The sequence below is a fragment of the Pectobacterium colocasium genome (assembly GCF_020181655.1).
In the GTDB taxonomy this organism is placed as follows: Bacteria; Pseudomonadota; Gammaproteobacteria; order Enterobacterales; family Enterobacteriaceae; genus Pectobacterium; species Pectobacterium colocasium.
On the sequence record NZ_CP084032.1, the window covers coordinates 4,159,825 to 4,178,517 of the forward strand.

Annotated in this window: 17 protein-coding genes; 10 read left to right on the top strand and 7 right to left on the bottom strand. The window is 52.1% G+C overall.

The annotated features are described in order from the left end of the window. The first annotated feature begins 249 nt into the window (after nt 1-249). Entirely contained in the window at nt 250-795 is a 546-nt protein-coding gene (locus LCF41_RS18765) for a helix-turn-helix transcriptional regulator (RefSeq protein ID WP_225088226.1), read from the top strand. Nucleotides 796-853: 58 nt separating this feature from the next. Here LCF41_RS18765 and speA read toward each other — a convergent pair whose 3' ends face one another. After that, the gene (gene speA, locus LCF41_RS18770) at nt 854-2,836 is read right to left on the bottom strand and encodes a biosynthetic arginine decarboxylase (protein WP_225085860.1); all 1,983 of its coding nucleotides are present in this window, start codon (nt 2,834-2,836) and stop codon (nt 854-856) included. Nucleotides 2,837-3,545: 709 nt separating this feature from the next. On the opposite strand from speA, the gene metK reads away from it, so the two are divergent. The 7 genes from metK to ruvX all read left to right on the top strand — a co-directional run bounded on the left by metK (nt 3,546) and on the right by ruvX (nt 9,194). Continuing rightward, a complete protein-coding gene (gene metK / locus LCF41_RS18775) occupies nt 3,546-4,697 on the top strand; it encodes a methionine adenosyltransferase (RefSeq protein ID WP_225085861.1) in 1,152 nt (383 codons plus the stop codon). Nucleotides 4,698-5,000: 303 nt separating this feature from the next. Beyond that, nucleotides 5,001-5,513 carry a SprT family zinc-dependent metalloprotease gene (locus tag LCF41_RS18780; protein ID WP_225085862.1) on the top strand — a complete coding sequence of 171 codons (513 nt, stop codon included), beginning with the start codon at nt 5,001-5,003 and terminating at the stop codon, nt 5,511-5,513. Nucleotides 5,514-5,609: 96 nt separating this feature from the next. Beyond that, a complete protein-coding gene (gene endA / locus LCF41_RS18785) occupies nt 5,610-6,308 on the top strand; it encodes a deoxyribonuclease I (protein ID WP_225085863.1) in 699 nt (232 codons plus the stop codon). Nucleotides 6,309-6,422: 114 nt separating this feature from the next. Beyond that, on the top strand, nt 6,423-7,157 hold the full coding sequence (rsmE, locus tag LCF41_RS18790) for a 16S rRNA (uracil(1498)-N(3))-methyltransferase (protein ID WP_225085864.1): 735 nt from the start codon (nt 6,423-6,425) through the stop codon (nt 7,155-7,157). An 11-nt stretch (nt 7,158-7,168) separates the two neighbouring features. Further along, on the top strand, nt 7,169-8,128 hold the full coding sequence (gshB, locus tag LCF41_RS18795; RefSeq protein ID WP_203449583.1) for a glutathione synthase: 960 nt from the start codon (nt 7,169-7,171) through the stop codon (nt 8,126-8,128). 83 nt (nt 8,129-8,211) lie between these two features. Continuing rightward, on the top strand, nt 8,212-8,775 hold the full coding sequence (locus LCF41_RS18800) for a YqgE/AlgH family protein (RefSeq protein ID WP_225085865.1): 564 nt from the start codon (nt 8,212-8,214) through the stop codon (nt 8,773-8,775). Continuing rightward, on the top strand, nt 8,775-9,194 hold the full coding sequence (ruvX, locus tag LCF41_RS18805) for a Holliday junction resolvase RuvX (protein WP_225085866.1): 420 nt from the start codon (nt 8,775-8,777) through the stop codon (nt 9,192-9,194). The genes LCF41_RS18800 and ruvX overlap by 1 nt, the downstream gene beginning before the upstream one ends. A gap of 101 nt (nt 9,195-9,295) precedes the next feature. Here the strand turns inward: ruvX and fbp are convergent, their stop codons facing one another. Next, nucleotides 9,296-10,300: a class 1 fructose-bisphosphatase gene (gene fbp, locus LCF41_RS18810; protein WP_225085867.1), complete on the bottom strand. Its 1,005-nt coding sequence runs from the start codon at nt 10,298-10,300 to the stop codon at nt 9,296-9,298. A gap of 169 nt (nt 10,301-10,469) precedes the next feature. On the opposite strand from fbp, the gene mpl reads away from it, so the two are divergent. After that, entirely contained in the window at nt 10,470-11,846 is a 1,377-nt protein-coding gene (mpl, locus tag LCF41_RS18815; RefSeq protein WP_225085868.1) for a UDP-N-acetylmuramate:L-alanyl-gamma-D-glutamyl-meso-diaminopimelate ligase, read from the top strand. A 108-nt stretch (nt 11,847-11,954) separates the two neighbouring features. On the opposite strand, the gene LCF41_RS18820 is transcribed toward mpl, so the two are convergent. Both LCF41_RS18820 and LCF41_RS18825 read right to left on the bottom strand, forming a co-directional pair. Beyond that, complete coding sequence (locus tag LCF41_RS18820) at nt 11,955-13,253, bottom strand: adenylosuccinate synthase (RefSeq protein ID WP_015841843.1); 1,299 nt, start codon at nt 13,251-13,253, stop codon at nt 11,955-11,957. A gap of 99 nt (nt 13,254-13,352) precedes the next feature. Beyond that, the gene (locus tag LCF41_RS18825; protein WP_225085869.1) at nt 13,353-13,553 is read right to left on the bottom strand and encodes a DUF2065 domain-containing protein; all 201 of its coding nucleotides are present in this window, start codon (nt 13,551-13,553) and stop codon (nt 13,353-13,355) included. Between the two features lie 175 nt (nt 13,554-13,728). Here LCF41_RS18825 and LCF41_RS18830 point away from each other — a divergent pair, with 175 nt between their 5' ends. Next, nucleotides 13,729-14,934, top strand: coding sequence for an ISL3 family transposase (locus tag LCF41_RS18830; protein ID WP_225088227.1), 1,206 nt, complete (start codon nt 13,729-13,731; stop codon nt 14,932-14,934). A 58-nt stretch (nt 14,935-14,992) separates the two neighbouring features. Here the strand turns inward: LCF41_RS18830 and hflC are convergent, their stop codons facing one another. The 3 genes from hflC to hflX form a co-directional block, all read right to left on the bottom strand. Continuing rightward, nucleotides 14,993-15,988 carry a protease modulator HflC gene (gene hflC, locus LCF41_RS18835; protein WP_225085870.1) on the bottom strand — a complete coding sequence of 332 codons (996 nt, stop codon included), beginning with the start codon at nt 15,986-15,988 and terminating at the stop codon, nt 14,993-14,995. A gap of 3 nt (nt 15,989-15,991) precedes the next feature. After that, the gene (gene hflK / locus LCF41_RS18840) at nt 15,992-17,254 is read right to left on the bottom strand and encodes an FtsH protease activity modulator HflK (RefSeq protein WP_225085871.1); all 1,263 of its coding nucleotides are present in this window, start codon (nt 17,252-17,254) and stop codon (nt 15,992-15,994) included. A gap of 96 nt (nt 17,255-17,350) precedes the next feature. Next, nucleotides 17,351-18,631: a ribosome rescue GTPase HflX gene (gene hflX / locus LCF41_RS18845; protein ID WP_225085872.1), complete on the bottom strand. Its 1,281-nt coding sequence runs from the start codon at nt 18,629-18,631 to the stop codon at nt 17,351-17,353. Between the last annotated feature and the right edge of the window lie 62 nt (nt 18,632-18,693).

Consider the following 18,693-nt stretch of genomic DNA (forward strand, 5'->3'; position numbering starts at 1 on the left):
GATCATATAGATATATGATAACCCCTGTTGTCTCTTTCACAGGTTTCTCTAGAGGCTCCACCTTTTAGCGATTTAACGGCATTTCAGGATCGCGATTTCTTAATAACTGGATAACATCAGCAGCAATTATTGGTTTGTGGCCACTTTCAGACAATAAACTCATATGTGTTAAAAATCATGGATGTGAGAATTTTCAGTAAATGCAATTTTACCACGGTAGGATTACGGGAAATCCTATCCGGTATCCCTATGCTCTCGATAAAGCCCGTCAACAGGTTTACGCTGCAGCAGGGAAAGAAAAAATGTATTTTCATCATCGACGGTAGCAGTGAGGGCTTTGAGGAATACTATGAGTCGATAAGAACTCACTTTTATAATATGGCGTCGTCGTTCGTGATCATCAATAATTCCCCCAATCACCCTCCCGTGTGCATTGACGAAAAAACGATTCTTATTTCAAAATCAGCAGCCATCGATTCTTTTTATAAATTACTCGATTTCGTCCACCTTCACGATCGCCGTTTATTCAGTCCCGTCAGGTTGTCAAAATCTGAATATGCCGTATTCCAGTATTGGTGTGCGGGCTACACGGCGGAAGCGATTGCCGATATCATCGGATTAAATAAGAAGTCAGTACTGAACAGCAAATCACGATTACTGAATAAATATGGCGTTCAGGATAAAAACTCTTTACTGCTAATTGCCAAGATTATCTTCAAAGACAGCGTCATTGAAGAATTTGATTCCCTTCCCAAACCAGCAACCGATATCAATATAAGTAATTCGCTTATCTGATCGATGGCCGAAAAAAAGGGATGCGCGCTCGCATCCCCTTTTACTTCGTCAGTCACACTTATTCTTCATCTTCCAAATAAGTATAGCCGTACAGCCCGGATTCAAACTCTTCCATGAACTGTGCCTGAAGTTCAGCATCCAGATCGGTTTCTTTAACCTGATCGCGGAAACGAGTCATCAGCACGTCAGGGTCAAGCTGCACATATTCCAGCATGTCGGCAACCGTGTTCCCTTCGTCGGATTCTTCAATCTCGACGGTGCCATCCTGGAAGACAAACACGTCTACGGTCGACGTATCACCGAACAGGTTATGCATGTTCCCCAGAATTTCCTGATAGGCACCGACCATAAAGAAGCCCAGCAGCGGCGGGTTTTCTGGATCGTAAGGCGGCATTGGCATCGTTGTCGCAATGCCGTCACCATCGACATAGTGATCGATCGTACCGTCGGAATCACAGGTGATGTCCAGCAGCACCGCGCGGCGTTCAGGCTGCTTATCCAGCCCTTCCAGCGGCAGTACCGGGAACAGTTGATCGATACCCCATGCGTCCGGCATGGATTGGAACAGCGAGAAGTTGACATACAGCTTGTCCGCCATCCGCTCCTGTAACTCATCAATCACCGGCCGGTGCGCACGGTTACTCGGATCCAACTGCTCCTGAATCAGCTTACAGATGCTCAGATAAAGTTGCTCTGCTTTCGCACGCTGTGTCAGATCCAACATGCCGTGCGTGTACTGGGTATGTACATCGTGCAAATCCATCTGGCTGTCATGCAGCCACTCACGCAACGAACGACGTTTTCCTGGCTGCTTGATTTCCTTCCAGGTCGACCACAGGCTCTCCAGCGCGCGCGGCGCATCTTCTTCCGGCTCGGTAGGTTCGCTGAACTCGTTGCGTTCCACCCCGATAATATTGGAAACCAGTACGGTATGGTGCGCGGTGACCGCACGACCGGATTCGGTGATCACCGTCGGATGCGGCAGCCCGTGTTCATTACAGGCATCGCCGATACCCCAAATCACGTTGTTGGCGTATTCATTCAGGCCATAGTTCACTGAACAATCGGACTGAGAGCGCGTACCTTCATAGTCCACGCCCAAACCGCCACCGACGTCAAAACACTGGATATTCACGCCCAGCTTATGCAGCTCGACATAGAAACGCGCAGACTCACGCACGCCCGTCGCGATATCACGGATATTTGCCAGTTGCGACCCCAAATGGAAATGCAGCAGTTGCAGGCTATCCAACCGCCCCGCGTCACGCAGCATCTCAACCAGTTGCAGAACCTGAATCGCCGCCAGACCAAATTTGGATTTTTCGCCACCGCTGGATTGCCATTTACCCGACCCCTGAGAGGCGAGACGTGCGCGAACGCCGAGGCGCGGCACCACATTCAAACGCTCGGCTTCTTCCAGCACCAGACGAATTTCAGACATCTTCTCGATGACCAGATACACCTTGTGGCCCAGCTTTTCACCGATGAGTGCCAGACGGATGTATTCACGGTCTTTATAGCCGTTACACACGATCACCGTGCGCGTCATGCCGGCGTGGCCGAGAACAGCCATCAGTTCCGCTTTTGAACCGGCTTCCAGACCCAACGGTTCACCGGAATTCGCCAGTGACTCAATCACGCGACGATGCTGGTTAACCTTGATGGGATAAACCAGAAAATAGCCACCTTCATAGCCAAACGATTCACGAGCCTGTTTAAACGCCGCATTAATAGAACGTAGGCGATGCTGAAGGATTTGCGGAAAGCAGAATAGCGCAGGAAGACGCTGGTGGTGGTCTCTCTGCATATCTTTGACCAATCTGGCCAGATCGACGCGAGCTTCTGGTACGTCAGGATCCGGGCACACGCTAATGTGGCCCAGCTCATTGACGTCATAGTAATTATTACCCCACCAGGCAATATTGTAGGTACGAAGCATTTCGCTGGCATTACGGTCATTCATGGCAACCTCCTGCATTGAGCGCAAATTTTCATGTTTACCCGTCGCTGACGAGCCGTGATGAATCATGTCGTCAGACATAACGAACCTCTTCTTTTTCTAGACTGCTGATCACATCAGTACCTGAATAAACCGCCCACATGAGCATACCTGCAACATGCGGCGTCGACAGTGAAAAAATCGGCGTAGTGAAATATGCCGTCACTTTATTACTCTTATTAGTGTAAAACACGTTGTCAGGCTCCGTGTTACGGGTCGATAAAACTCGTCGTGAAAATCACCGGGCGAACGTGACCAGAAAGGCGTTAAGCGCTTCTGGCAGAAAGAATAACAGGCGGATTAACCAGCCCTGGAGTCCTGTGTCGAATTTAAAGACAGGCTACGTCGGGAAACGGAAAAGAAGGGTTGAGTCGCGGACGCGATAGCGTCAAAAGGGACATATTGCGAACGCAATATACTCAGTAAACAACGGATCATTAATCCTACCACCTCCACGTGCGCCGCAGGTCATGCGGTCAGCTATCAATAAGCAATTCAAGATGTCGCGGATTGCATCACCGCTCGCCGTTTATACCTACATGCTACTGGAAAAGCAAAATGAAAATTGTCGCTAGTCATCTCTTGTAAAAGAAAAAACGGCCGATGATAAAAGGACGATGGCATGCTAATGCGAAAAACTACTGGCACTGAGACTAAAAGGTGACCTAGAATAGCCATCCAGATGTTAATCCGTCTATACCGATTAACTGATACACTGCTTAACGGCTTTGATTTGAAGGTAAAGAAACTCATGGCTAAACACCTTTTTACGTCCGAGTCAGTCTCTGAAGGACATCCTGATAAAATTGCTGACCAGATTTCTGATGCGGTTCTCGACGCCATTCTGGAGCAAGACCCAAAAGCGCGTGTCGCTTGTGAGACTTATGTAAAGACCGGAATGGTGTTAGTCGGTGGCGAAATCACCACCAGCGCCTGGGTCGATATCGAAGAAATTACCCGTCGTACCGTGCGTGATATCGGTTATGTCAATTCCGAAATGGGTTTTGATGCCAACTCTTGCGCCGTACTGAGCGCGATTGGTAAGCAATCTCCAGACATCAATCAGGGCGTTGACCGCACCGATCCGCTGGAGCAAGGCGCGGGCGATCAGGGTTTGATGTTCGGCTACGCGACCAATGAAACCGACGTGCTGATGCCAGCCCCAGTGACTTACGCGCACCGTCTGGTTCAGCGTCAGTCAGAAGTGCGTAAGAGTGGCACTCTGCCGTGGCTGCGCCCGGATGCGAAAAGCCAGGTTACGTTCCTGTACGACGATGGCAAGATTGCCGGCATCGATGCCGTGGTACTGTCTACCCAGCATTCGGAAGACATCAGCCAAAAAGATCTGCATGAAGCGGTGATGGAAGAGATCATCAAACCGGTTCTGCCTGCCGAATGGCTGTCTGCCAATACCAAATATTTCATCAACCCGACCGGACGCTTTGTTATCGGCGGCCCGATGGGTGACTGCGGCCTGACCGGTCGTAAAATCATCGTTGATACCTACGGTGGCGCGGCGCGTCACGGCGGCGGGGCATTCTCCGGTAAGGATCCATCTAAAGTAGACCGTTCTGCAGCCTATGCCGCGCGCTATGTTGCCAAGAATATCGTTGCGGCTGGCCTGGCCGATCGCTGCGAAATTCAGGTGTCCTACGCTATCGGCGTAGCAGAACCGACCTCTATCATGATCGAAACCTTCGGCACAGAGAAAGTGTCTACCGAGCAACTGACGCTGCTGGTACGCGAATTCTTCGATCTGCGTCCTTACGGCTTAATTCAGATGCTAGACCTGCTGCACCCGATTTATCAGGAAACGGCAGCCTATGGTCACTTTGGCCGTGAACATTTCCCGTGGGAAAAAACAGACAAAGCCGCACAGCTGCGCGAGGCCGCGGGTCTATAATCCGGCGATGCAATAAAGACCAAACAGCGAATGAAGATTCGCTGTTTGAGGTTACTGATAAAGTCCGTAGAGCGAGAGCAACGGATAGATCGTAAAGACGCTGTAAACACGTCCCTGTGCGCTCGGCTTGCGCCATCCCTGGCGCAAACGCTTTACTCTTCTATTCCGTTACTCTCGTTTTCGTTCGACAAATAGGTTTGTCAACTGTCTGAAACGGCGAATTCTCATTCGCCGTTTTTCATTATGATTTCCCTCCGCGTCACCTATTGCGTCTCCCTGCTACTCACTTTATCCTCACCGAATATGAATACACCCCGAATCCCCATTGCCAGCCATCAGGCTGTGATGCGCTGTCTGCGTGATAAATTGCAGCAGGCTAATCTCGCGTTGCAAACGGACTACACCGAACCCACGGTAAATTACCAGCAACGTGGCGCCACGGCAGGAACGGCCTGGCTGCAACACTGGGAAATTCGGCTGAATCCTGTCTTGTTGCAGGAAAATCAGCAGGCTTTTATCGATGAGGTGGTTCCTCATGAACTGGCTCATCTTCTGGTCTACGCGCGCTTTGGCCGTGTCGCGCCACATGGCAAAGAATGGCGCTGGATGATGGAAAGCGTCCTGCATGTTCCGGCAAAACGCACGCATCGGTTTGCAGTGCAATCCGTGCAGGGGCAAACCTTCACGTACCTGTGCGATTGCCAACGGCATGAACTGACGATCCGCCGACACAATCGGGTGCTGCGCGGCGAAACAGAATATCGCTGCCGTCGTTGCGGGAAAACCTTACGTCATGATGTAAAAAGTTCTATTTAAAAGGGAATTTCCAGTTTTAAAAACTGCTTTTGCATTTGCCTGCCGACGAGACATCCGGTAGTCTGCCAACTTTACAGCCTGTGGATTATTTGGAATATGCTACGCAAAATTCTCGCTATCTCCGCCGTTGGCGCGGCGCTGTTTTCGGCCACCGCGTTAGGTCAGAACATCAATAATTTTTCGCAGGCAAAAGCCGCAGCAGTCGAAATCAACCGGGATGCGCCGGGTTCGTTCTACTGCGGTTGCAAAATTACATGGCAAGGCAAGAAAGGCACTCCCGACCTTGAATCCTGCGGCTATCAGGTAAGAAAAAATGAACAGCGTGCCAGCCGTATCGAATGGGAACACGTTGTGCCTGCCTGGCAGTTCGGCCACCAGCGTCAGTGCTGGCAGGATGGCGGCAGAAAGAACTGTAGCAGCGACCCCGTCTACCGTGAGATGGAAACCGATTTGCATAACCTGCAACCGGCTATCGGCGAGGTAAACGGCGATCGCGGCAATGCGATGTATGGGCAGTGGAACGGTGGTACATCCCAGTACGGCCAATGCGAGATGAAGATCGATTTTAAAAACAATCTGGCAGAGCCACCTGCTCGCGCTCGCGGCCAGATCGCCCGTACCTATTTCTACATGCGCGATCGCTATCAGTTACGCTTGTCCAGTCAGCAAACTCAGCTGTTCGAAGCCTGGGATAAGCAGTACCCGGTCACACCGTGGGAATGTACCCGCAATCAGCGCATCGCCGCAAAACAGGGAAACCCGAACCCCTACGTTCAACAAGCTTGCCAGCGCTAGTTCGTCTACCTACTATAGCGAATCTGTTTCCAGCAAAACCGCCGTCAGATAACGGTGGTGTTGCCTGTTTCTGGCGTTCATTCGCTTCTCTTTTATTCAAAGGTCTGAATCCGCATGCGAGTACCACGCATTTTTCATCCCGAGACGCTCCCCCTACACGGCGGTGAAGCCGAACTGAGCGACGATGCCGCCAATCACGTTGGTCGCGTGTTACGCATGAATACGGGACAGGCATTGCAGTTGTTTGATGGCAGCAATCATGTCTTTGATGCGGAAATCATCGCGGCCAGCAAAAAGAGTGTGCGCGTTCGCTTCACAGCAGGTAAGTTGGAAAATAAAGAATCGCCCCTACATTTACATCTGGGACAGGTGATGTCACGCGGCGAAAAGATGGAGTTTACTATCCAGAAATCTATCGAGCTGGGCGTCAATGTGATTACCCCGCTGCTTTCCGAACGCTGTGGCGTAAAGCTGGATGCCGAGCGTATGGAGAAAAAAATTAGCCAGTGGCAGAAAATTGCGATTGCCGCCTGTGAACAATCTGGCCGCAACTGTGTGCCGCTGGTGCGGCCAGCGATGACGCTGGAAGCCTGGTGTGCAGAACAAGACAACGCGTTGAAATTAAATCTGCACCCACGCGCTACACAGAGCATCAATACACTGCCGCTGCCCGTAGAACGGGTCAGATTGCTAATAGGACCAGAAGGCGGGCTCACCGCCGATGAAATTACCATGACCTCAGAACACGGATTCACTGATATCCTGTTGGGGCCACGCGTCTTGCGCACAGAAACCACTGCACTCACCGCCATGACCGCCTTACAGGTACGTTTCGGCGATTTGGGGTAAAGGAGAAAAGAATGATCAAACTCGGTATCGTGATGGATCCGATTGACACCATCAATATCAAGAAAGACACCAGCTTTGCCATGCTGCTGGAAGCACAGCGCCGTGGTTGGGAACTGCATTACATGGAGATGAACGATCTCTACATGCACGCAGGCGTCGCCCGTGCGACAACGCGTCGCCTGAGCGTCCAGTACGATTACGACGGCTGGTACGATTTCTCCGGCGAGCAGGACATTGCGTTGGAAGAGCTGGATGTGGTGCTGATGCGTAAAGATCCGCCGTTCGATACGGAGTTCATCTACGCCACCTATATTCTGGAACGCGCAGAAGAGAAAGGCACGCTGATCGTCAACAAACCGCAAAGCCTGCGTGATTGCAATGAGAAGCTGTTCACCGCCTGGTTCCCGCACCTGACTCCCGATACGCTCGTCACACGTCGTGCCGATAAGCTGCGTCAGTTCCATGAAAAACACGGTGACGTCATTCTCAAGCCGCTGGACGGCATGGGTGGTGCGTCTATTTTCCGTTTGAAGCAGGACGACGCCAACGTCTCCGTGATCATCGAGACGCTGACCGAACACGCCACCCGCTACTGCATGGCGCAAAATTATCTGCCTGCGATTAAAGACGGCGATAAACGCGTGCTGGTGGTCGATGGCGAACCCGTCCCTTACTGCCTGGCGCGTATCCCGAAAAGCGGTGAGACACGCGGTAATCTGGCCGCCGGTGGCCGTGGTGAAGCACGTCCGCTAACCGAAAGCGACTGGAAAATCGCCCGTGACGTCGCCCCAACGTTAAAAGCCAAAGGCCTGATTTTTGTCGGTCTGGACATCATCGGTGACCGTTTGACAGAAATTAACGTCACCAGCCCGACCTGCGTGCGTGAAATCGAAGCCGCCTACCCGGATGTTTCCATTACCGGTATGTTGATGGACGCCATTGAGAAACGTCTGGCTGTACGTACCCGCTAATACCAGAGACACCGCACACACCACTCGGCCCGCGCAATACGGGCCGTTTCTCCAACGCTGACGGATATCGATAAAAATACACAATGAATTTACAGCATCACTTCCTCATTGCTATGCCAGCACTACAGGACTCTGTATTTAAACGTTCGGTGGTCTATATCTGCGAACATAATGAAGACGGAGCCATGGGGCTGATCATCAATAAACCGATGGATCAGTTTTCCGTGGAAAATGTGCTGAACAAGCTAAAAATAGATCCGACACCGCGCGATCCTGCCATTCGATTGGATAACCCCGTCTTCATGGGCGGCCCGCTGGCGGACGATCGGGGTTTTATCCTGCACACGCCTTGTCCCGGCTTTGGCTCCAGCATCAGTATTTCTGAAGACACCATGATCACCACGTCAAAAGACGTGCTGGAAACGTTGGGGACACCTAGTCAGCCGAAAAATACGCTGGTCGCCTTAGGCTATTCCGCCTGGGAGAACGGCCAGTTGGAAGAAGAGCTGCTGGAGAACGCCTGGCTGACCACGCCGGCCGATAAAGACATTCTGTTCCACACGCCGATTGCAGAACGTTGGCGGGCGGCGGCCAGAAAGCTGGGCATCGATATTCATAATATCTCCACCGAAGCGGGACATGCCTGATGAACAGCAGAACCATCCTTGCCTTTGATTTTGGGACAAAAAGCATCGGTGTCGCCATCGGTCAGGAGATTACCGGTACAGCACGCCCACTGACCTCATTCAAAGCGCAGGAAGGCATCCCAGACTGGCAAAAAGTGGAGAAGCTGTTGTCAGAATGGCAACCTGATCTGGTCGTCGTCGGCTTACCGCTCAACATGGATGGCACCGAACAGCCATTGACGGCACGGGCGCGAAAGTTCGCTAACCGACTGCATGGCCGTTTTGGCGTCGCGATTGAGTTACACGATGAACGCTTGAGTACCGTAGAAGCGCGCGCGGATCTCTTCGAACGTGGCGGCTTTAGAGCACTGGATAAAGGGAGTGTAGACGCGGCCTCTGCGGTGATTATTCTGGAAAGCTGGTTCGAGGCACAACACTAAAAAACGCGGGTTGTGGCGAGCCACAAAAATGGCGTACTGGACAGCACGCCATAAAGTCATCCCGCGTTGGCAGAAAGCCCGACAACACGGGAAAGCGCTAATTAAGCGTCTGGGAATTCACGGATAAAGCGTTCAACGTCATTCACCATTGATTCCGTCCCGACGAAGAACGGTGAGCGCTGGTGCAGTTTCTCCGGCGTAATATCCAGAATACGGTTTTTACCGTCACTGGCCTTACCGCCCGCCTGCTCCGCCAAAAACGCCATCGGGTTGCATTCGTACAGCAAACGCAGTTTGCCTTTCGGGTAGCTCGCCGTGCTCGGATACAGGTAGATTCCGCCTTTCAGCAGATTGCGGTGGAAATCCGCCACCAGTGAGCCGATATAACGCGACGTATAAGGACGCTGCGTTTCTTCATCCTGCTCCTGACAGTATTTGATGTATTTCTTCACGCCGACAGGAAACTTGATGTAGTTCCCTTCGTTGATGGAATACATATTCCCTTTTTCCGGGAAGCAAACTTTTTCATGCGAGAGACAGAATACACCGAGCGACGGATCGTAGGTAAAGGCGTGCACGCCGTGACCCGTGGTGTACACCAGCATGGTGGAAGAACCGTAAACAATGTAACCCGCAGCAACCTGCTGGCTACCCGGCTGTAAGAAGTCAGCTTCCGTGACTGAGGTTCCCAGCGGCGTAATACGGCGATAAATAGAGAAAATGGTACCAACAGAGACGTTCACATCGATATTCGACGAGCCATCCAGCGGATCCATCAGAACGACATACTTGGCATTTTCCGCCTTATCACCTTCAAAGATAACAATTTCGTCTTCTTCTTCGGAGGCAATACCTGCCACTTCACCACGCGCTTTTAATGCCGCTTTCAGTTTCTCATTGGCATACAGATCGAGCTTCATCTGCACTTCGCCCTGAACATTAGAAATGCCGCTGGCACCCAGGATATCAACCAGACCCGCTTTATTGATATCACGGTGAATAATCTTGGCACCCAGTTTAATAGCAGACAGCAGCGCGGTAAGCTCACCTGTGGCGTGAGAGAAATCGTGCTGTTTTTCGACGATAAATTCGCCTAACGTTTTCATAACACTATTCCAGAATCTACGGATGAAAAGCGGTTTCATTTCTGCACCGCCAACGTTTGCGCATGCAGTGTAGCCCAAAGAGAAAGTGAGTACCTAGTCAAATCCATTTCTTATGGCGGATTCATAGCGTTAGAATGTGACGCAGACTCACTGTGAAGATGGAAAATGTATGCGTATTCATATTTTAGGTATCTGCGGCACCTTTATGGGTGGCCTTGCCCTGCTTGCTCGTTCGCTGGGGCATGACGTCACAGGCTCAGATGCGAATGTTTATCCCCCCATGAGTACCTTACTTGAAGAGCAAGGAATCACGCTGATTCAGGGCTACGATCCGGCACAGCTTACTCCCGCCCCTGATTTAGTCATCATCGGCAATGCGATGACGCGGGGAAACCCATGCGTTGAAGCCGTACTGGAACAGGGATTACCCTATGTTTCCGGTCCACAGTGGCTGCACGATCATGTATTACGCGATCGCTGGGTGATTGCCGTTGCGGGTACACACGGCAAAACCACGACCGCGGGGATGGTCACCTGGATTCTGGAAGAGTGTGGCTACCAGCCCGGCTTTGTGATCGGCGGCGTTCCCGGCAACTTCACCGTTTCCGCACGGTTGGGCGACAGCCCGTTCATGGTGCTCGAAGCCGATGAATATGACTGTGCGTTCTTCGACAAGCGTTCCAAATTCGTACATTACTGCCCCAGAACGCTGGTACTCAACAACCTTGAGTTCGATCACGCCGATATCTTCGACGATCTGAAAGCCATTCAAAAACAGTTCCACCATCTTGTACGGCTGGTACCCGGCAGCGGAAAGATCATCCTGCCAACCAACGACCTTAACCTCAAACAGGTGATGGGAATGGGATGCTGGAGCGAGCAGGAACTGGTTGGCGAAGAAGGCACATGGCGGGCACAGAAAGTGTCGATTGATGCCAGCCAATATCAGGTTTACCTGAACAATGAACTCGTCGGTGAAGTCCACTGGAAGCTGGTGGGTGAACACAACATGCACAACGGGCTGATGGCCATTGCGGCAGCACACCACGTCGGCGTGCTACCCGCAGATGCCTGCCGTGCGCTGGGTGGATTTATCAACGCGCGTCGCCGTTTGGAATTACGCGGTACGGCGCATGGCGTCGCAGTTTATGACGACTTTGCACACCACCCTACCGCGATTCTGGCAACGCTGTCGGCACTACGCAGCAAGGTTGGCGGCACGGCGCGTATTTTGGCCGTGCTTGAACCCCGTTCCAACACCATGAAATTGGGGATGTGTAAAAACGAGCTGGCACCGTCATTAGGCCGTGCAGATGAAGTGTTCCTCTTCCAGCCAGCACATATTCCGTGGCAGGTCGTAGAAGTCGCGGAAGCCTGCGTACAGCCTGCGCACTGGAGCGCGGACATTGACACGTTGGTAGACAACATCGTCAAGACCGCACAGCCTGGCGACCACATTCTGGTGATGAGCAACGGCGGATTCAGCAACATCCACAATAAGCTATTAGATGGGCTGAAGAAGAAAGCGGAAAACGCTCAGGAATAACAGATAGAAGCCGTCGTTATTCACACGACGACGGTTAACTGACAGATAGCAAAAAGGACGGGAATCCCGTCCTTTTTCATCTTCGCATCACCCGTTAAGGGGACGAGATCAAGCGTCGAAGGGATCGCGCAACACCATCGTTTCGCTACGATCCGGGCCGGTAGAAATAATATCAATCGGCACACCGGTGACTTCTTCGATACGTTTGATGTAGTTCAGAGCAGCCTGCGGCAGCTTGCTGTGATCTTTCACACCAAACGTGCTTTCAGACCAGCCTGGCATCGTTTCGTAAATCGGCTCAAGACCTTCCCAGCCTTCAGCAGCCAGCGGAGTGGTATCCACTTCGGTGCCATTCGGTAAACGATAGCCTACGCAGATTTTAATCTCTTTCAGACCGTCCAGAACATCCAGCTTGGTCAGGCAGAAGCCAGACAGCGAGTTGATCTGCACTGCACGACGCACGGCAACGGCATCCAGCCAGCCAGTACGACGACGGCGACCTGTTGTCGCGCCAAACTCGTTGCCTTTCTGAGACAGGTGCTCACCGACTTCTTCAAACAGCTCAGTCGGGAATGGACCGGCACCTACACGAGTAGAATAAGCTTTAACGATACCCAGCACGTAGTCTACATAACGTGGACCCAGACCAGAACCGGTAGCAACGCCACCCGCAGTGGTATTTGAGGAAGTCACGTACGGATAAGTACCGTGGTCGATATCCAGCAGTGTACCCTGTGCGCCTTCAAACATAACGAAATCGCCACGCAGGTGCGCTTTGTACAGCAGATCGGAAACATCAACCACCATCGCAGTCAGGATGTCAGCAATCGCCAGCACATCGTCCAGCACTTTCTGGTAGTCGACCGCATCGGCTTTGTAGTAGTTAACCAACTGGAAGTTATGGTATTCGACGATCTCTTTCAGTTTGACGGCAAAGGTTTCTTTATCAAACAGATCGCCAACGCGCAGACCACGGCGAGCAACTTTATCTTCATACGCAGGACCGATACCACGGCCAGTCGTACCAATTGCTTTCGCACCACGCGCTTTCTCACGGGCGTTATCCAGCGCGACGTGATAAGGCAGGATTAACGGACAAGCTTCAGAAAGCAGCAGACGTTCGCGTACCGGGACGCCACGCGCTTCAAGCTCCGTCATTTCTTTCATCAATGCATCAGGCGCCAGCACAACACCGTTACCGATGATGCTGACAACATTTTCACGCAGAATGCCAGAAGGAATTAAATGAAGGACGGTTTTTTCACCGTTGATAACCAGTGTGTGGCCAGCATTGTGTCCACCCTGATAGCGCACAACATATTTAGCCCGTTCAGTCAGCAGGTCAACGACCTTGCCTTTACCTTCGTCACCCCATTGGGTGCCCAGTACGACGACGTTCTTACCCATTTCAAGAATCACCAGGTTGCTTAAAAAAGGATTCTAACATCTCATTTGGATGCTTTCAGTACTTTTAGCACACGATTGCGCACATTTTTCCGCTTAATTTTAGCCTCCCATGCGGCTACGCAACATGTAGTAGATCACGCACCCAGCAACAACTATTCCACCGCCAAAACGGCGCAAAACATTATCCGGCAACTGTGCGATACCCAAAATCATACGCCGCCAGAGACGGGGAAACAGCAACGGCCCAAGCCCTTCAAGCACCAAAACCAGACCAAGCGCCAGCCAAATCGTTGAATTCATAACAACCTCTTTTCCCCGCATCCGATTCGTGCAGGAGCAAACCCTTGAATATCTCTGCCAGAAAATGGCAAAAAAGGTTCATCGCGCTTAAGCGTGAACCAATAGAAAACGGCGGTAAAAGTGGTTAGTTTTGTATTCGCCAAAACACCAACCGACCACTCAACCGCCGTCTGCCATGAATGCTAACCTCTCTTCCCTTTTCTGGGAAGGCTTTACCGTTGACTCCTTTTCCCATTCCTCATCTGATGCGCTGCTTATTACGCTTCGCCCAGACCCCCGTTTTGCACCCCAGTGCCGCCGATGTGGCCGAAGAGACTGTGCCGTTCATGATGTCTCTGTACGTCAGGTTCGTGAGCGGGATTTGCTGCACTGGCGCGTCACCCTTCTGGTTCCTGTTCGTCGTCTTCGCTGCGCCTGCTGCGGTGTTGCCACCGAACGTATCTCCTGGTTGCCTGAGAGGCAGCGTTACACCTCTAAATTATCCGTCTGGGTTGAGTCTCTTAGCCGTCTACTCCCCGTGAAGCACGTAGCACAGCTGACAGGCCTGCACTGGCACACCATCAAGAATATCGACCTCCGCCGTTTGCGTCGGGAATTGCAGGAGCCAGAGCGACATACACTTCGCCGCCTGATAATGGATGAGTTCGCCCTGTTTAAAGGTCATCGCTATGCCACTGTGGTCGTGGACGCTGATACGCAGCAGGTGCTGTGGGTCGGGGAAGGTCGCAGCCGCGCGGCCTTCCGCCCGTTCTTCACCTGGCTGGGACCGGAAGGCTGCGCGGCTATCGAGTCTGTCGCAATGGACATGAACACGGCGCTGGACCTTGAAGTCAGGGAGCAATGCCCACAGGCGGAAGTGGTCTATGATTTGTTCCACGTGGTGGCGAAGTTCGGTCGCGAGGTCATCGACAGGGTGCGGGTTGACCAGGCGAATCAGCTACGTGACAACGCGAAAACCCGGAAGGTTATCAAGCGCAGCCGCTGGCTGTTGCTGCGTAACGCTGAAAATCTGCCAGCAGGTCATGATGTAAAGCTGGCAGAGTTGCTGGAGGCCAACCAGCCGCTGAACACCGTGTACGTGATGAAAACTGCGCTGAAAGAGCTGTGGTATGCGCCGGATAAGGAGGTGGCCCGGCATCGCTGGGATGAATGGTACAGGCAGTCTCAGGAGAGCGATATAAAAGCGCTGCAGCAGTTCGCAGATAAGCTCAAGGGCTACGTGAGCGGGATAATCGCCAGTGCTGAACATCGTCTGAATACGAGTGTGCTGGAGGGGATGAATAACAAAATCAAGGTACTAAAGCGAATGGCTTATGGATACCGGGATAACGACTACTTCTTCCTGAAAATTAAAGCAGCGTTCCCCGGTAAAGCGCGATGAACCAAAAAAAAGCCCGAGAAAGAACCCGGGCTTGATGAAAGACGTCAGTGAATGACGATCAGCGGCGTGGTGCCATACTGCTATCCGGTGACTTCATGTAGCGGAAGAAGTCGCTATCCGGGCTGAGAACCATCACGTCCTGATTATTACTGAAACTGCTTTCATACGCGCGCAGGCTACGAACGAAAGCGTAGAAGTCAGGATCTTCACTGAATGCATTAGCAAACAGTTTCGCCGCTTCGGCATCCCCTTCACCACGGGTGATACGCCCCTGACGCTCAGCTTCAGCCAGCGTACGGGTGACTTCATAGTCTGCTGCCGCTTTCAGCTTTTCAGCTTCTTCCTGACCCTGTGAACGGTGGCGACGCGCGACCGCTTCACGCTCTGCACGCATACGTTGGTAAATCGCGTCAGACACTTCAGTTGGCAGGTTGATTTGCTTAATTCGCACATCAATAACCTGAATACCCAGCGCAGCCATACTGTTAGGGTTAATGTGAGGTTCGTTACCTGTCGTCTCTTTCTCAACGCGCGCCGCCGCAGAAGCAATCGCATTATCGGCTTCGGTGGTTTCACCGGTGCCGGTATTCAGCGCTTCACGCACGTCAGACATCAGCTGTCCACGCGAGTCGGTCACAATACCTTTCACATCCAGGCGACCAATTTCAGAACGCAGACGGTCACTGAATTTACGTTTCAGCAGGACTTCAGCCTGAGAGATGTCACCACCACCTGTAGCCAGATAGTAGCGGCTGAAATCGCTGATACGCCATTTAATGTAGGAATCGACAATCAGGTCTTTCTGCTCTTTAGTGATAAAGCGGTCAGCCTGATTTTCCATCGTTTGGATACGTGCATCGAGCATTTTCACTGAATCGATAAACGGAATCTTAAATTGCAATCCCGGCTCATAAATCAGTGGCTTATTCTCGTCATCACGCAATACTTTACCAAAACGCATCACAATGCCGCGCTGGCCTTCCTGCACCACAAACAGTGACGCATAGACCACCATCAGTACCAGGATCAGGATAAATAGTAAGGGCTTACGCATCGATTATTCTCTCCCTACTCGAGTGAAGTCATCACGCTGCGCATTTGCTCTGCGCTGATCCATGATATTTCCATTGTTGCTGCTGCGCGTCTGGTTGCTATTCGCCGCCCCGCTGTTGCCAGTGGGCAGACGCAGTGGGCTAGCGCTGGTGTTACTGCTGTTGCTTTGCGTATTGTCAGCACTTTGTCCACGCAGCATCTGATCCAGCGGCAGAACCATCAGGTTGCCGCCCTTGTCATTGACCAGCACTTTGCGGGTATGACTCAGCACGCGTTCCATCGTTTCGATATACAGACGCTCACGGGTAATTTCCGGTGCGGCTTTATATTCCGGTAAGACGCGAGCAAAGCGAGCAACTTCACCCTGCGCTTCCAGAACGGTACGGGTTTTATAAGCGCGAGACTCTTCGAGAATACGCTGAGCCTGACCATTAGCACGCGGCTGCACTTCGTTCGCGTACGCTTCCGCTTCACGAATGTATTGCTGTTCGTTTTCACGAGCGGCAATCGCATCGTCAAACGCGGCCTTCACTTCTTCCGGCGGACGCGCGGTCTGGAAGTTGACGTCCAGCAGCGTGATCCCCATGTTGTACGGACGAACGGTTTCTTCCAGTACGCGCTGGGTATCCGTACGCACAATGGTACGGCCTTCCGTCAGAATTTTGTCCATCGTGTACTTACCAATCACGCCGCGCAGCGCGCTGTCAGTTGCCTGACGCAGGCTGTCATCCGCATTGGTTACGCTGAACAGATATTGTTCTGGCTGCGTGACACGATATTGCACGTTCATTTCAACACGCACGACGTTTTCGTCTGACGTCAACATCACGCCCGACGTCGCCAGTTCACGCACCGACTCGACGTTCACGGCGCGAACAGAGTCAATGAAGGTCGGTTTCCAGTTAAGACCTGGCCCCACCAAATGGCTGAATTTACCAAAGCGCGTAACGACACCGCGTTCCGCTTCTTTAATGGTATAGAAACCCGTAGCAGCCCAGATGACAACCGCAGCGACGGCAGCGATACCGACGATCCGGCCACCCAGTGCTGGGCCGCCAGAATTTCCGCTGTTGCTTGAGCCAGAACCTTTTCCGCCACCCAGATCGCTGAGTTTTTTGCTCAGCTTACGGAAGATGTCGTCCAGATCCGGCGGCCCCTGATCTCGGCCACCTTTATTGTTATTTCCGCCAGAGTTGCCGCCATTATTGCTGCTGCTCCCCCACGGGTCGCGGTCTTGTCCGTTATTACCGGGCTGATTCCACGCCATGTTTTAGCTCCATTCTTTATGATAGGTGTTCTTCAGGTTCAATATCCCAGAGTCCGTCAGACTATTTCACCGCTCAGACTGTTTCTGCCAGTCAAATCAGACAATATAGTCCATCAGTTCCTGCTCTTTTTTGCAGAGGCGGCGCCAGTCAGCAATCGGCATACGAATAACCAAACCAATTTGCCCATCCTCTTCAATCCATTCTTTTTCTATTGCCTGAAGCTGGTAAAAACGACTACGCAAGCGTCCTGCCTGCGGGGGAAGATGCAAGGTATATTGTGCGATTTCCCCGGAAAGCCGCTCAGTCAATGCCTGAAATAGCAACGGAATACCGTCGCCGGTCTGTGCTGAAAGCCAGACCCGTACCGGTAAATTCTCTTCGTTGCGATCGATGCGCGGAACAAAATCATCCAGCATATCAATCTTGTTCATTACCAACAGCGCAGGTATTTCATCCGCCTCGATTTCCGTCAGTACGTCATTAACCGCCTCAATGTTCTCGTCAAGACGAGGATCGGCAGCATCAACAACGTGCAACAGCAGCGAGGCCTGACGTGTTTCCTGTAGTGTAGCCTTAAACGCAGCCACCAAATCATGGGGCAACTGCCGGATAAAACCTACGGTATCCGCCAGCACTGTATCACCGACATCATCCACTTCAATGCGGCGCAATGTAGGATCCAGTGTGGCAAATAACTGATCGGCGGCATAAACGCCCGCCGATGTAATCTTGTTAAACAGCGTGGATTTACCCGCGTTGGTATAGCCCACCAGAGAAACGGTGGGGACATCGGCGCGAACTCGCGACCGCCGCCCCTGTTCACGCTGTTTTTCTACCCGTTCAAGACGCGACAGTATCTGAGTGATACGGTTACGCAATAAACGGCGGTCGGTTTCAAGCTGGGTTTCACCCGGGCCACGCAAACCGATACCGCCTTTCTGGCGCTCAAGGTGCGTCCAACCGCGAACCAATCGGGTCGCAAGGTGGCGCAGCTGTGCCAGTTCTACCTGTAATTTCCCCTCGTGAGTACGCGCACGCTGGGCAAAAATATCTAAAATCAGTCCGGTACGATCGATCACCCGACACTCGCACAAACGCTCCAGATTACGTTCCTGAGCTGGCGTCAGCGCATGATCAAACAGCACGACAAACGCGCCGGTTTCTTTTACTGCCTGAGCAATTTCTTCTGCTTTGCCTTCCCCGACAAAATACTTGGGGTGAGGCGCCTTACGGCTACCAGTAACCACCTGCAAGGATTCAATACCGGCAGAAGAAACCAGAGATTCGAACTCCAGCAGATCTTCCGTATCTTTATCTTGCGAGAAGTAAATATGAACTAATATGGCCCGTTCACCTGATTCATAACGGTCAAACAAGCGAGTAACCTCTCAAACGAGCAAAAAACACCACAGCGAAGGAGCCGAGCGATGCGTCCAGC